We start from the raw sequence: 13998 nt of genomic DNA, 5'->3' as shown, positions 1-13998 counted from the left end.
CCTTCCTGCTACAGTTTATTACGCCTCGTCACTGAACCAGCAGATATTACGGGCAGCCATAATCAATTCGGCCGCTTTCTCAGAGGAAAGCCCTTCAATATCAGACAGATCATCTACGCCCTGTTCGGCGAGATCTTCCAGTGAGCATACACCACGGGCAGCCAGTTTAAGGGCCAGCGGGCGATCCATACCTTCGAGGTTCAGCAGATCGTCCTGCGGTTTGTTATCACCGAGGCTCTCTTCTTCGGCTAATGCCAGCGTGGTGAGCGCATTTTTCGCGCGCTCGCGTAACGCTTCAACGGTTGGCTCATCAAGGCCGTCCACTTCCAGCAGCTCGTTCATCGGCACGTAGGCCAGTTCTTCAAGTGTGGAGAAACCTTCTTCTACCAGGACAGAGGCGAACTCTTCATCAATGCCCAGGTGTTTAGTAAAGGTTTCAATCGCTGCGTGGGCTTCCGCCTGATGCTTCGCCTGCAGGTCATCAACGGTCATCACGTTGAGTTCCCAACCGCTCAGCTGAGAGGCCAGACGCACGTTCTGACCATTACGACCAATCGCCTGAGCCAGGTTGCCGGCTTCAACAGCGATATCCATGGTGTGTTTATCTTCATCAACCACGATAGAGGCAACGTCTGCCGGTGCCATGGCGTTGATAACGAACTGGGCAGGATTATCATCCCACAGTACGATATCAATACGCTCGCCACCCAGCTCGGTAGAGACGGCCTGCACACGGGCGCCGCGCATCCCAACACAGGCACCCACCGGGTCGATGCGTTTGTCGTTGGTTTTCACGGCGATTTTAGCGCGGGAACCCGGATCGCGGGCCGCGGCTTTAATTTCAATCACTTCTTCGCCAATTTCCGGCACTTCAATGCGGAACAGCTCGATCAGCATCTCAGGTTTGGAGCGGGTCACAAACAGCTGAGCACCGCGAGCCTCCGGACGCACGGCATACAGCACGCCGCGAATACGGTCGCCCGGGCGGAAGTTTTCACGCGGCAGCATATCTTCACGCAGAATAACGGCTTCAGCGTTGCTCCCCAGATCAAGGGTGATATTGTCGCGGTTAACTTTTTTCACCACACCAGTGATTATCTCACCTTCGTGTTCGCGGAACTGATCAACCACCATGGCGCGCTCGGCTTCACGTACTTTCTGTACGATAACCTGTTTTGCCGTCTGGGTGGTGATACGGTCAAAAGTCACAGATTCGATCTGATCTTCAACGTAGTCGCCTACATTCAGCGACGGATCTTCAAACTGTGCCGCATCGAGGGTGATTTCACGGGTTGGCTGGGTCACTTCTTCAACCACTAACCAACGACGGAAGGTGTCGAAATCACCGCTTTTACGATCGATGGCCACGCGGACATCGATTTCCTGCTCATATTTTTTCTTGGTTGCCGTTGCCAGAGCCGTTTCCAGCGCTTCAAAAATCTTCTCGCGCGGGACTGCTTTTTCATTCGAAACAGCTTCAACAACAGCCAAAATTTCTTTGTTCATCCTGGGCTTCGCCTCAATCCAGACTGTTAAAAGTGGGGAACCAGGTTCGCTTTCTGGATGTTGCTCAGCGCGAACACTTCATCTTTGCCTTCGACCGTGACCGTAATCATCTCGCCGTCTACGGCCTTGATAATGCCCTGCCATTTACGACGGTTCTGTACCGCCATACGTAAGACCAGGGTCACTTCCTCACCCAGAAAACGGATGTAATGCTCTGCAGTAAACAGGGGGCGATCGAGGCCAGGTGAGGAGACTTCCAGGTTGTAAGCCACGGTAATCGGATCTTCAACATCCATCACCGCACTCACCTGGTGGCTGACATCAGCACAATCATCAACAGTGATGCCATCTTCACTATCAATATAGATGCGCAGCGTGGATGTGCGACCCCGAACGAATTCGATGCCGACAAGCTCAAACCCCAGTGCTTCGACTGGCGCCGTAATCATCTCTGTTAACTTTTGTTCTAACGTGGACAACGCCACCTCCAGGACATAAAAAAAGGGCGTAAAGCCCAGTTATACTACTGCCAGATAACAAAAAACCCCGAAAGATCGAGGTTTTATATAACTGAACCTATATGCCGCAATACGCGGCGGGGGCACTTTCCGGTGCACATTTTTCAAATCCATCGCCGGGCGACGCTGTACTCTCTACAGTATATTTGAAAAAAAACATTCAGGGAAAGTGGTTGCGGGGGCCGGATTTGAACCGACGACCTTCGGGTTATGAGCCCGACGAGCTACCAGGCTGCTCCACCCCGCGTCCGAAACGTGGCAGATTTTACTCGTATTGAGTAAAAAATGCAAACAAAGCTGGGATTTGGTACCGAGGACGGGACGTAAAATCGGCTTGTAGTATAGGGTTAGCTATCACATGTTGTCAACATTTCTCCCCGCCTGTCGGCCAATCTGCTGGCCGCAATGCAACAACGCGCAACAATATGTGCGGAGGGTGATACAAAAAATTGCGCAAGTGCTTCCGGTCACCCGCAAAAGATGATTAAATGAAAACTCACTTATTTTGCATAATCATGCAATGCGAGTAGCGAAATACTCACTCTATTTAGTCTATCAGGCAGGGTTTTATTTTATGACGACGATTCTGAAGCATCTTCCGGTTGGTCAACGTATTGGCATCGCATTTTCCGGCGGTCTGGATACCAGCGCCGCGCTGCTGTGGATGCGAAAAAAAGGCGCCGTCCCTTATGCATATACGGCGAATCTGGGGCAGCCGGATGAGGACGATTACGACGCAATCCCCCGTCGCGCTATGGAGTACGGCGCAGAAAACGCCCGCCTGATCGACTGCCGCAAACAGCTGGTTGCCGAAGGGATCGCCGCCATTCAGTGTGGTGCATTCCATAACACCACCGGCGGGCTGACCTACTTTAACACCACCCCACTGGGCCGTGCCGTTACCGGCACCATGCTGGTTGCCGCCATGAAAGAAGACGGCGTCAATATCTGGGGTGACGGCAGCACCTATAAAGGCAACGATATCGAGCGTTTCTACCGTTACGGTCTGCTGACCAACGCCGAGCTGAAAATTTACAAACCGTGGCTGGATACGGACTTCATCGACGAGCTGGGCGGCCGCCAGGAAATGTCAGAATTTATGATTGCCTGCGGCTTTGACTACAAAATGTCGGTCGAGAAAGCCTACTCCACAGACTCCAACATGCTGGGCGCCACCCACGAAGCGAAAGATCTGGAGTTCCTGAATTCCAGCGTCAAGATAGTCAACCCCATCATGGGCGTGAAATTCTGGGACGAGAACGTAAAAATTGCCGCGGAAGAAGTCACCGTGCGCTTTGAACAGGGCCACCCGGTCGCGCTGAACGGCAAAACCTTCAGCGACGATGTGGAACTGATGCTGGAAGCTAACCGCATCGGCGGTCGCCACGGTCTGGGCATGAGCGACCAGATTGAAAACCGCATCATCGAAGCCAAAAGCCGTGGTATTTACGAAGCCCCGGGGATGGCGCTGCTGCATATCGCTTACGAGCGTCTGCTGACCGGGATCCATAACGAGGACACCATTGAGCAGTACCACGCTATGGGCCGCCAGCTGGGCCGTCTGCTCTACCAGGGCCGCTGGTTCGACTCCCAGGCGCTGATGCTGCGTGACTCGCTGCAGCGCTGGGTGGCCAGTGCCATTACCGGCGAGGTAACACTGGAGCTGCGCCGTGGTAATGACTACTCCATCCTGAATACCGTGTCTGACAATCTGACCTATCAGGCTGAGCGTCTGACCATGGAAAAAGGCGACTCGGTCTTCTCACCAGACGATCGTATCGGCCAGTTAACCATGCGTAACCTGGACATTACCGATACCCGCGACAAGCTGTTTAACGTCTACGCCAAAACCGGCCTGCTGTCTGCCTCCACCGCAACCGGGCTGCCCCAGGTTGAAGGGCTGGAAAGCAAAGACAAATAACCCGACCACGAGCCGGTTAACGGGGGTGCCTGCGGGCGCCCCCGTTTTTTTGTATCGCTCAGTCGTGATGCCCGGGGGCCGCCGCCTCTCCCAGGTTACTGGCCTCCTCAACAAAGTGCACGTAATGGATATAGTCATTAACGTACTCACGCCCCCGGGTCACAGAGTCACCGGCATGCTGTTTACTGCGCTGTGCGCTGGCAAAGCGCGCGCGGATCTCCTGTTCAACATGTGCCGTGACCCGGGCAACTACCGCCTCCACATTGTCTGTTTTCAGCGCGCTATCCGCCATGGTAACAATCGCGGGAATATGCCCTGCCGGTTGTACGCCGGTGAAGGGGGCCCCTTCGGATTCACGGTGAATGCGCACCAGGGTGGCAAATAGCTGCTGATCGGCCGCTTCCCGGGTAGCCTTATCGCCGCCGCGATTCTGCTGCGCGCGGGAAAATGCCGCGCGGACATCCCCTTCACGCCCGGCGGGCACCCATTTCAGCAGGGCGGTGACGTCCTTTTTCTCCAGCGCGCTGCGGGCTTCGGTGATCACCGGCCCGTCCAGGCTGTCGCAATGGGCGAGCGCCGCCGGGCTGGCGGCCAGCCCGGCAAGAGTGAACATACCTGCCCACAGGATGGTTTTGATCTTATTTTGCTTTCTCATGATAATGCACCTGTATCGTTACGGTTACGGATCTTCCGGCGGGACGGGGCTTTTAGCCCGCCGCTGGTACGCCAGACTATTCGCCGCGCCAGGTGCTGTCGTTCGGATAGATAAAACCGAACCTTCCGGGTGCAATATCGAACGTGCGGGCCCTGGCCGCACCGGTATTTCGCCAGAACCTAACCTGTGGTAGCCGTACATGCTGACTGAAATATCGCTTCTTCTTCTTGTTGTGGGGCTGGCCCAGGCGCTGGTGCTCTCGGCCTTTCTGTTCTTACCGCCACAGGTCAGGCTGCAAAGTAACCGGCTACTGGCGCTGGTGCTGTTTTCCGTGGCGGCGGGCTTCGGTGAACTGCTGCTTTATGGCGCAGGGATCAGCTTCCGCTACCCGGGGCTGGCCTATACCGGCACGGTGCTTTCGCTACTACAGTTACCGGCCCTTGCGCTCTATTGCCAGGCGCTGATGTACCGGGAATTTACCCTCCGCCCGGTTCACGCGCTGCATCTGCTGCCGTTTATCACCGGCGTGGTGCTCTTTTTCAGCGTTTACTTTCCCTTGCCCGGGGCAGAACAGCTCCGGATCCTGAAAGCCCAGGACATGCCGGGGATGCCGGTTTCCCTGCCGCTGGCGCTGCTCTACCACGGGGTGTTTATTGTCTGGCTGGGCTACATACTGAGCAGGCTGCACACCTGGCGGCGGGGGCTTTGCCATATTTCTTCCGCCGGTAGCGGCTTACAGATGCGCTGGCTCAGTGTTCTGCTGGCGGGCTATATTGCGCTCTGGCTGGTCAGTATCATCTGCTGCCTGGTGTTCTACCTGCTGCGCCTGACAGATAAAACCGCCTGGGTACTGCTGGCCGCCGGGATCGCCGGTTTTGTGTTTATTAATACGCTGCTGGTTGGTGCCCTGCGGCAATCCAGCACCTTCGCAGGGCTGACCCGGGAAGATGCAGAGCTGCTGGCCAGTGTGGGCACTCCCGCCACCACCGCCTCCCCTGCCCCGGAAGCCGGGCAACTGGACAAACTGCGCCAGCTGATGCAAAGCACCCGGCCCTTTCTGGACGCCAGGCTGTCGCTCAGCCAGCTGGCCCGGCTGTCCGGCTGCACCCCTCATGAGCTTTCATCGCTGATCAATAACGGGTTCGGGCAGAATTTCGCCTCGTTTATCAGTGAATACCGCATCGCCTTTGCTAAAGAATTACTGGCCCGGCCCGGGAACACCGACACCATTCTTGAGGTGATGTACGCCTGCGGTTTTAACTCCAAATCGGTATTCAATACCGCCTTTAAAAAAGATACCGGCATGACCCCCACAGAATACCGGCGCCAGCAAAAAACACCGGGAAATCATGAATAAATACGCCAGTAAGTAATTTTATATTTCAGGCGTTGTTACGCCCGCGGATCAGACAGATCATTAATAATGAAAATCTTATTTTTTCATCAAAATGTAACGCACTGAATAAATACTTTAAATATATCTGAAATATCATCCGGTGGTTAATCAGCGGTAGCAAACGGCTATTAAAAAATAAACTTCTCACTCCTGCCCGGGGCAGATAACCACGGTGCAATTGTCACTGCATGTTGTTATTCCCGGGCGATATTTTTTTACTCGCCAGCTGGCTGGCAAAGCCCGGCAAAACAAGTAACGTGAGGGTTTAATTTAAAAATTTTTTGCATGAGCCATTCGTGCCGCCCGTTATAGTTAAGCGCTTGACTAGTAATTTTCGAAGTATTAATAATCTTACTCGTCGTTTATCCCATCACGGGAAAAACACTGTTGAGTTAAGAGGCTTAGAATGAAAGGTAAAATTGCACTGGAAGAACACTATCAGTCACCTGATTTTAATGCAGCTGGTTCACATGATTTTACAAAGGGCGACTACTTTGAAAATGTAAAAGAGCGCTTATTAAATATTGATTTGCGTATTCAGGATATGGATAAGAACGGTATTGAAACTTATATCATGTCACTGACTCAGCCGGGTATTGAAGGCCTCACGGATGCCGTTGCCGCTGAAAAAATGGCGGTGAAAATGAATGATTACTGCGCCGCGAACTTAATTGCCAAACACCCTGACCGTTTACGGGCTTTCGCCTGTGTACCACTGCAAAACCCGAAAGCCGCAGCCAAAGAGCTGGAAAGGGCCGTAAAACAGCACGGCTTTGTCGGCGCCCTGATTAACGGCTTTTCTAACATCGGGAATGAGGAAACCGCACAGTACCTTGATGAGCCTCAGGTTGAGCCGTTCTGGCAGAAGGTGGAAGAGCTGGGAGTTCCGGTCTACCTGCACCCGCGTATTCCGCTGGTAACCCAGCGCCGTATTTACCAGGGCTATGACGGGCTGCTGGGCTCTGCATGGGGCTTTGGGGTTGAAACCTCTACCCACGCGGTGCGCCTGATTCTCAGTGGTCTGTTTGACCGCCATCCAAACCTGCAGATTATCCTCGGCCACCTGGGGGAAGCATTACCCTTTACCCTGCCGCGCCTGGAGCACCGTCTGCGCCATCAGCGTGCGGAAACTCAGGGTAGCCATAAGCTCCCGGTTACCGAATACCTGCGTAAGAACTTCTACCTGACCACCAGCGGTACGTTCCGCTCTCAGGCTCTGCTGGATACCATGCTGGAAGTGGGCTCCGACCGGATCCTGTTCTCCGTTGACTCCCCTTATGAGGATGCCAGCGAGCTCAGCCCGTGGTTTGATGCCGCACCGATCAGCGATAATGACAGGGTTAAGATTGGCCGCGAGAACTCACGTAAACTGTTTAAGTTGTGATTCGCGGTTGTCAGTAAGGAAGAGCGGAGAATAACGCGAATTCCGGATACAAAAATGGACGTCTTATGACGTCCATTTTCTGAATGCTGGTACCGAGGACGGGACTTGAACCCGTAAGCCCTATTGGGCACTACCACCTCAAGGTAGCGTGTCTACCAATTCCACCACCTCGGCACAAATTTAAAACTTAGTGCGGGATATCGCTAACCGGTTTTGCCGGTGCGTCTGGCTGAGCCGCTTTTTCAGCTTGTGCAGGCTGGCTCAGATTTTCCCACTCGCTTCCTTTGCTGACTTTGTTGCTGTTGAGATTCCCCAGAACCAGGCTCATGATGAAGAACACCGTCGCCAGGATAGCTGTCATACGGGTCATGAAGTTACCGGAACCACTTGAACCGAACAGCGTGGCGGAAGCGCCTGCACCAAAGGAGGCTCCCATATCAGCGCCTTTACCCTGTTGCAGCATAATCAGACCCACAAGGGCGATGGCTACAATAAGGAAAACAACTAACAGAGCTTCATACATAATTAACCTGTTCCTTGCGGGTCATCCGCATACTTTAGCTTCACCAGTCAAAGCAGGAGTAATCTTCCTGCTGAAGCGGGTGTGAATACTAACCAATGGCTGTCGCCTTAGCAAGCCCCTTTATCTGAATAACGTATTGATTGCATAAATTTTCAACATGCGCGGTTACTCTCTGGATAAAAGTTGCCAGCAGTGGCGCAAAACCGGCCGGTGGCTCTTACGGTGGCTCCAGATAGTGATCGGAATATCGCAGACCAGGCCGGGCGTCTGCGGGCAAAACTGCATCAGTTCGCCACTGGCCAGATGCTCCGCCACGGACGACTCCGGCAGCCAGGCCAGGCCAAGATCGCGCAGCACCATTTCACGGATACTCTCGCTCAGCCCGCTTTCAAAGACTTTACAGAGCTGTTTACGCAGCCGCGCCTCTGCGGGCGCCACAATGCGCTGCACGAAGGTATAGTCACTGTAGCTCAGCCAGGGAATGGGGGCGTCCACCGCCATCTGCGGCTGATACAGCCGGGAGGAGATAACCGGAATAAACCGCTCATAGCGCCACACCATACTTTGCAGCTGCCCGGCAATCTCCGCTGCCGGGTGCGCATCCGCCGAATCATAGGTCACCAGCAGGTCTATCTGACGGTTGAGTAGCGCTTCAAAATGGTTATCCACCCCCTGAACAGAGGCATTCACCTTAAAATGCAGCGTCTGCTCTTGCCGGCACAAATAACTGATAATGTCGGGCAGCACGTTGATAGACAGGGTATGCAGGCTGACCATCACAATGGTGTTATCCATCGCCGGGGAGAGCATCTCCAGCTCACTGCATGCCTCGGCAAGCGTTGTCAGTACACGCCGGGCATAAGGCTCAAAATGCTCACCAAAGCGGGTCAGCGTTATCGGTGTGGTGGTGCGATCAAACAGCGGCACCCCCAGCGAGGTTTCCAGCGTTTTTATCCGCCGGCTCAGGGCGGGCTGGGTGATATGGCGCGCCTGGGCCGCCTGTGAAAAACTCCCGAACTGACTGAGACATAGAAAATCTTCCAGCCACTTACTGTCCATATTCGTTCCCTGTTGGTATGTCATTTCGGTATAGCAGAATAACCATTTGGCAATAGTCCGAATGTGCCACTGCCATTATGGTAGCAACCCATAACAATAAAACCACCTGCACCAGCATAACGCGCAAATCTTCTTTACTGAGGCAGAGTGGTCATATGTTTACCTTACTGAGCAATGCACGGATTTACTCCCCCGACGATTTAGGGGTCAGACAACTGTTAGTGTGCCGGGGGGAGATTATCGCCCTCGACGAGCAGATCCCGACACTCCCTTTCCCGGTTACCCACTATGACTGCCGCGGGAAAATTATCATTCCCGGCATTATCGATCAGCATATCCATCTGACCGGCGGCGGCGGTGAAGCCGGTTTTGCCAGCCGTACCCCTCAGGCCAGCTTCAGCGCCCTGATAGCCGCCGGGATCACAACCGTAGTCGGGGTGCTGGGCACGGACGGTATCTCTCGCTCCCCGAAAGATTTGTATGCCAAAATGCAGGCGCTGAACAGTGAAGGGCTGCGGGCCTATATGCATACCGGCTCCTATGAGCTGCCCACCCGCACTATTACGGGCAACGTGCGGGATGATATTGCCTTTATTCCTCATATTCTCGGGGTGAAAATCGCCCTGGCGGATCACCGCAGCTCTTTCCCTTCCCACCAGGAGTTACTGCGCCTGGTGAGTGATATCCGGGTCGCGGCGCTGCTGGCCGGTAAAAAAGGGGTGCTCCACGTTCATATGGGCGGGCTGCCGGAAGGGCTGGAGCCGCTGGTGGCCCTGTGCGATGCCGGGTTACCCATTCACCACCTCTCGCCCACCCACGTTGCGCGCACCCGCCCGCTGTTTGACCAGGCCATCAGCTTTGCGCTGCGCGGCGGCACCATTGATGTGACCTCCGGCGGCAGCCGCTTTGCCCCCCAGGAAGAAGCGGTTGCGTGGGCACTGGAGGCGGGCGTACCGCACGAGCGCATCACCATCAGTTCAGACGGCAACGGCAGCGTGCCGCGCTTCAATGCACAGGGCCAGGTTGAAGGGTTATCCGCCGCCCCGGTGAACGGCAATATCAGCCTGCTGCCCCGGCTGATTAACCAGGGTGTAGAGCCGCACCAGGCCATCGCCATGATGACCGCCAACGTGGCCAGCTCCCTGGGGATCGCCGGTGGCCGCCTGCAACCCGGCGAGCGGGCAGACATTTGCGTGCTGAATGAGGACTTTTCCCTGGCGCAGACTTTTGCCGCAGGGCGCCTGGTGTACAGCGAAGGCGAATGTCTGGTACGCGGAAACTTTGAATAAGGAGCAGTTCCTATGCCGTTGATTATTGCGCTGATCGCCATCCTGTTCGCCGGGCGGCTGATCCTCAAACGCTACCACCCCCAGTCGGTGCTACTGCTTACCGGTATTGCCTTATTACTGATTGCGCAGTTTACCCAGGGGGTCAGCCTCAGCAGCCTGGTGCATAAAACCACCGGGCTGGGCATGCTGGATGCCTTTGAATATATCCGTGATACCCTGAGTAGCCGCACCGGCGGTCTGGGCCTGCAAATTATGCTGATTGGCGGCTTCGCGACCTATATGTCGGTCACCGGCGCAAGCCAGGTGCTGGTACGCATTGCCTCCCGGCCGCTGCAGCGTCTGAATTCACCCTACCTGTTACTGGCTCTGGCGCTGGTGCTGGGCCAGTTTTTATCGCTGTTTATCAGCAGCGCAACCGGGCTTGGCCTGTTACTGATGGCCACCCTCTATCCGTTGTTGATCCGTCTGGGGTGCAGCCGCGCCGCCGTGGCGGCGGTGATTGCCAGTACCTGTGCCGTGGAGTTTGGCCCGGGCTCAGGGAACTCCGTGCTGGCGGCCAAAACTGCCGGTATTGAGATTGTCGACTATTTTGTGAACGACCAGCTACCGGTGGTGGTGCCGGTTATTCTGTTTGTCGCCCTGGTTCACGCCCTGACGCAGCGCTTTTTTGATAAGCGCGCACAGCCGGAAGCGGCCAGCGGCGATCCGCTCTCCGAAAGCCGTGATTCAGGTGCCCCGCAGGCTCCCCTGCTCTACCTGCTGTTACCCATGCTCCCGCTGGCAATCATGCTGCTGTGCAGTAAGCTGGTGTTCTCATCTTTGCGTATCACGCTGGATACGGCGGTACTGCTGAGCCTGGCTATCGCCCTGATTTGCGAGTATATCCGCTGGCGCAATGCCCGGGACGTGATGGCAGGGTTACAAAAAGTCTTCGATACCATGGGCGGGGTGTTCGCCAGCGTGATTACGCTGATTGTGGCCGGTGAAGTCTTCTCCGCCGGGCTGAAGGCCGTGGGCGCGGTGGATTCCCTGCTCAGCCTGTCCGGGGATGCCGGGTTAAGTGCGGCTTCCATTATTCTGCTGATGACGCTTATCACCTTTGTGATTTCCGCGCTGATGGGCTCGGGCAATGCGGCGTTTTTCTCCTTCGCGCCGATGATCCCGCAAATCAGTGAGCATATTGGCAGTAATGTGGCGGTGATGATGCTGCCGGTGCAGATTTCTGCCGGGATCGGCCGCACCCTGTCGCCCATTGCCGGGGTGATTATCGCCATTGCCGGGATTGCCGGGGTCTCGCCGGTAGAGATAGTGAAGCGCACAGCGCTGCCGATGCTGAGCGGCTGGCTGCTGATGATCGTGATAACCTTCCTGCGCTCCGGGCATCTGATGGCTATCGTTCCCTGGCTGGCAGGGCTGGTGGTCGTGACCGTTGCCGGGGTAATGCTGGCGCGCAACCGGCGTAAAGTACCGGAACACGCCTGAGGTTATTCTCCCGGGCAGGCACCCGGGAGAGTTCAGTTAACCTGCACGATAAGCGGCTCAGCTCAGGCCGCTTTTACCGCATCGGCAATCCGGTTTGCCAGCCCGGTGACCAGGGCTTCGTTCTCCCCTTCGACCATCACGCGGATCAGCGGCTCCGTGCCGGATTTGCGTAACAGTACCCGTCCCCGGTTACCCAGTTCCTCTTCCACTGCGGCGGTCACGGCTTTCACCGTGGCATTTTCCAGCGGATCGCCACTGCCTGCGGTGTAGCGGACATTGATAAGGATCTGCGGCAGCAGTTTCATGCCGCCACACAGATCTTTGAGCGTCATATGGTTACGGGCAATGGCCGCCAGCACCTGCAACCCGGCGACGATACCGTCCCCGGTGGTTGTTTTATCCAGCAGGATCACATGGCCGGAGTTCTCCGCGCCGATGCGCCAGCCTTTCTCTTTCATGGTTTCCAGCACGTAGCGGTCGCCCACTTTGGCCCGGGCAAACGGGATCCCCAGGTCTTTCAGCGCCAGCTCCAGCCCCATATTGCTCATCAGGGTGCCAACGGCCCCCCCCTGAAGCTGCCCCTGGCGTAAGGCTTCCCGGGCAATAATGTAGAGGATCTGATCGCCGTCCACTTTGTTGCCTTCATGGTCCACCATGATAACCCGGTCACCGTCGCCATCCAGCGCAATGCCGAGATCGGCTTTTTCCGCCAGTACGCGCTCCTGCAGCATGCGCACATCGGTGGCGCCGCAGTGATCGTTAATATTGAGCCCGTTTGGCGAGCAGCCCACGGCGATCACCTCAGCGCCCAGCTCCCGCAGCACGCTGGGGGCAATGTGGTAGGTGGCGCCGTTGGCACAATCAACCACAATCTTAAGTTTGCTGAGGCTCAGCTCATTCGGGAACGTCCCCTTACAAAACTCAATATACCGGCCCGCCGCATCCACAATGCGCGCCGCTTTACCAAGATCGGCAGACTCAACGCAGCTAATCTCCTGCTCAAGGCTCTCTTCAATCGCGGCTTCTACGTCGTCCGGCAATTTGGTGCCTTCGGTAGAGAAGAATTTAATGCCGTTATCGTCGTAAGGGTTATGAGACGCAGAGATAACAATCCCGGCTTCGGCGCGGAAAGTGCGGGTCAGGTAAGCGATGGCCGGGGTCGGCATCGGGCCGGTAAAGGCAGCCGACAGGCCCGCCGCGGCCAGGCCCGCTTCCAGTGCGGACTCCAGCATATAGCCAGAGATACGCGTATCTTTACCGATGATCACCTGGCGGGAGCCGTTGCGGGCCAGCACTTTCCCGGCGGCCCAGCCCAGCTTCAGGACAAAATCCGGCGTAATCGGAGACTGCCCCACCTTACCCCGGACACCATCAGTACCAAAATATTTGCGGTTACTCATAATATGTATTTCCCTTCGCAGCAAGCGTTGCCTCTACCACGCGCATGGCGTCCACCGTCTCTTTAACATCGTGAACCCGCAGGATCTGCGCCCCCTGCATGGCCGCAATTACGGCGCATGCCAGGCTACCGCTCAGGCGCTGATTCGGGCCGACATTCAGCAACTGCCCCACCATAGATTTACGGGACATCCCCACCAGAAGCGGCAAGCCAAAGTGGTGGAACTCTGCCAGTCGTGCCAGAAGCTGATAATTATGGCTGAGATTCTTACCGAAACCGAAGCCAGGGTCGAGCAACAATTTATCTTTCGTAATGCCGGCCGCCTCGCAGCGGGCAATCTGGGTGGTAAAAAATTGCATCACATCGGTGAAGACATCGTCATAGGCCGGGGCGGCCTGCATGGTCTTCGGCTCCCCCTGCATATGCATCAGGCAGACCGGCAGCCCTGTCCGGGCGGCCGCCTCCAGTGCGCCGGGCTCCTGCAGTGAGCGGATATCATTGATAATATGCGCACCGGCCCGGGCAGACTCACAGATAACCTCCGCTTTGGAGGTATCTACCGACACCCAGACCTCAAAGCGCCGGGCGATGGCCTCAACAACCGGAATCACCCGATCCAGCTCTTCTTGCGTGCTCACTTCCGCCGCCCCCGGGCGGGTAGATTCGCCGCCAATATCAATGATGGTCGCGCCCGCGTTAATCATCAGATTAGCGTGTTTAACCGCTTCCACCAGGGAGTTATGCTGACCGCCGTCAGAAAATGAATCCGGTGTGACATTCAGAATCCCCATCACATGGGGGTGGGTAAGATCCAGCGTAGTGCCCTGGGCGGTCAGAATCATGGCAGTTTCTCTCGTAACAAATAG

Annotated in this window: 12 protein-coding genes and 2 tRNA genes; 5 read left to right on the top strand and 9 right to left on the bottom strand. The window is 56.0% G+C overall.

Annotated features, from left to right (window positions below; translation table 11 throughout):
• Window positions 1-18 precede the first annotated feature (18 nt).
• From nusA to EBL_RS02000, 3 genes are all read right to left on the bottom strand, one after another.
• Window positions 19-1506: a transcription termination factor NusA gene (gene nusA, locus EBL_RS02010; protein WP_002441980.1), complete on the bottom strand. Its 1488-nt coding sequence runs from the start codon at window positions 1504-1506 to the stop codon at window positions 19-21.
• 26 nt (window positions 1507-1532) lie between these two features.
• Complete coding sequence (rimP, locus tag EBL_RS02005) at window positions 1533-1985, bottom strand: ribosome maturation factor RimP (RefSeq protein WP_002441982.1); 453 nt, start codon at window positions 1983-1985, stop codon at window positions 1533-1535.
• A gap of 209 nt (window positions 1986-2194) precedes the next feature.
• Window positions 2195-2271, bottom strand: a tRNA-Met gene (locus EBL_RS02000).
• A 327-nt stretch (window positions 2272-2598) separates the two neighbouring features.
• Here EBL_RS02000 and argG point away from each other — a divergent pair.
• Window positions 2599-3945, top strand: coding sequence for an argininosuccinate synthase (gene argG / locus EBL_RS01995; RefSeq protein WP_014715750.1), 1347 nt, complete (start codon window positions 2599-2601; stop codon window positions 3943-3945).
• Window positions 3946-4003: 58 nt separating this feature from the next.
• Here the strand turns inward: argG and EBL_RS01990 are convergent, their stop codons facing one another.
• Window positions 4004-4600 (bottom strand): DUF6448 family protein, encoded by a 597-nt coding sequence (locus EBL_RS01990; protein ID WP_002441986.1) that lies wholly within the window; start codon window positions 4598-4600, stop codon window positions 4004-4006.
• Window positions 4601-4799: 199 nt separating this feature from the next.
• Between EBL_RS01990 and EBL_RS01985 the strand changes: the two genes are divergently transcribed.
• Both EBL_RS01985 and EBL_RS01980 read left to right on the top strand, forming a co-directional pair.
• Complete coding sequence (locus EBL_RS01985; protein ID WP_002441987.1) at window positions 4800-5957, top strand: helix-turn-helix domain-containing protein; 1158 nt, start codon at window positions 4800-4802, stop codon at window positions 5955-5957.
• A 445-nt stretch (window positions 5958-6402) separates the two neighbouring features.
• Window positions 6403-7380, top strand: coding sequence for an amidohydrolase family protein (locus EBL_RS01980; protein ID WP_002441989.1), 978 nt, complete (start codon window positions 6403-6405; stop codon window positions 7378-7380).
• Window positions 7381-7467: 87 nt separating this feature from the next.
• Here EBL_RS01980 and EBL_RS01975 read toward each other — a convergent pair.
• From EBL_RS01975 to EBL_RS01965, 3 genes are all read right to left on the bottom strand, one after another.
• Window positions 7468-7554 (bottom strand) — tRNA-Leu (locus EBL_RS01975).
• A 13-nt stretch (window positions 7555-7567) separates the two neighbouring features.
• Window positions 7568-7903, bottom strand: coding sequence for a preprotein translocase subunit SecG (gene secG / locus EBL_RS01970; RefSeq protein WP_002441992.1), 336 nt, complete (start codon window positions 7901-7903; stop codon window positions 7568-7570).
• 165 nt (window positions 7904-8068) lie between these two features.
• Window positions 8069-8962: a LysR family transcriptional regulator gene (locus EBL_RS01965; RefSeq protein WP_002441994.1), complete on the bottom strand. Its 894-nt coding sequence runs from the start codon at window positions 8960-8962 to the stop codon at window positions 8069-8071.
• A 155-nt stretch (window positions 8963-9117) separates the two neighbouring features.
• Here EBL_RS01965 and iadA point away from each other — a divergent pair, with 155 nt between their 5' ends.
• Both iadA and dcuC read left to right on the top strand, forming a co-directional pair.
• Window positions 9118-10251 carry a beta-aspartyl-peptidase gene (iadA, locus tag EBL_RS01960; RefSeq protein WP_002441996.1) on the top strand — a complete coding sequence of 378 codons (1134 nt, stop codon included), beginning with the start codon at window positions 9118-9120 and terminating at the stop codon, window positions 10249-10251.
• A 12-nt stretch (window positions 10252-10263) separates the two neighbouring features.
• Window positions 10264-11733 carry a C4-dicarboxylate transporter DcuC gene (dcuC, locus tag EBL_RS01955; RefSeq protein WP_002441998.1) on the top strand — a complete coding sequence of 490 codons (1470 nt, stop codon included), beginning with the start codon at window positions 10264-10266 and terminating at the stop codon, window positions 11731-11733.
• A gap of 62 nt (window positions 11734-11795) precedes the next feature.
• Here the strand turns inward: dcuC and glmM are convergent, their stop codons facing one another.
• Window positions 11796-13133, bottom strand: a complete 1338-nt coding sequence (gene glmM / locus EBL_RS01950; RefSeq protein WP_002442000.1) for a phosphoglucosamine mutase — start codon at window positions 13131-13133, stop codon at window positions 11796-11798.
• Window positions 13126-13974, bottom strand: coding sequence for a dihydropteroate synthase (gene folP / locus EBL_RS01945; protein WP_002442002.1), 849 nt, complete (start codon window positions 13972-13974; stop codon window positions 13126-13128). Before folP ends, glmM begins: the two co-directional genes overlap by 8 nt.
• Between the last annotated feature and the right edge of the window lie 24 nt (window positions 13975-13998).

This window comes from Shimwellia blattae DSM 4481 = NBRC 105725, assembly GCF_000262305.1.
Lineage (GTDB): Bacteria > Pseudomonadota > Gammaproteobacteria > Enterobacterales > Enterobacteriaceae > Shimwellia > Shimwellia blattae.
Note: the sequence above shows the minus strand (reverse complement) of the source record. Positions and strands in the feature narration are given on the sequence as shown.

Excerpts from the sequence above, each read along its gene's own strand:
- secG (WP_002441992.1), bottom strand. The coding sequence starts at position 7,903 with ATGTATGAAGCTCTGTTAGTTGTTTTCCTTATTGTAGCCATCGCCCTT.
- nusA (WP_002441980.1), bottom strand. The coding sequence starts at position 1,506 with ATGAACAAAGAAATTTTGGCTGTTGTTGAAGCTGTTTCGAATGAAAAA.
- EBL_RS01990 (WP_002441986.1), bottom strand. The coding sequence starts at position 4,600 with ATGAGAAAGCAAAATAAGATCAAAACCATCCTGTGGGCAGGTATGTTC.
- EBL_RS01985 (WP_002441987.1), top strand. The coding sequence starts at position 4,800 with ATGCTGACTGAAATATCGCTTCTTCTTCTTGTTGTGGGGCTGGCCCAG.
- EBL_RS01965 (WP_002441994.1), bottom strand. The coding sequence starts at position 8,962 with ATGGACAGTAAGTGGCTGGAAGATTTTCTATGTCTCAGTCAGTTCGGG.
- dcuC (WP_002441998.1), top strand. The coding sequence starts at position 10,264 with ATGCCGTTGATTATTGCGCTGATCGCCATCCTGTTCGCCGGGCGGCTG.
- folP (WP_002442002.1), bottom strand. The coding sequence starts at position 13,974 with ATGATTCTGACCGCCCAGGGCACTACGCTGGATCTTACCCACCCCCAT.
- glmM (WP_002442000.1), bottom strand. The coding sequence starts at position 13,133 with ATGAGTAACCGCAAATATTTTGGTACTGATGGTGTCCGGGGTAAGGTG.
- argG (WP_014715750.1), top strand. The coding sequence starts at position 2,599 with ATGACGACGATTCTGAAGCATCTTCCGGTTGGTCAACGTATTGGCATC.
- iadA (WP_002441996.1), top strand. The coding sequence starts at position 9,118 with ATGTTTACCTTACTGAGCAATGCACGGATTTACTCCCCCGACGATTTA.
- EBL_RS01980 (WP_002441989.1), top strand. The coding sequence starts at position 6,403 with ATGAAAGGTAAAATTGCACTGGAAGAACACTATCAGTCACCTGATTTT.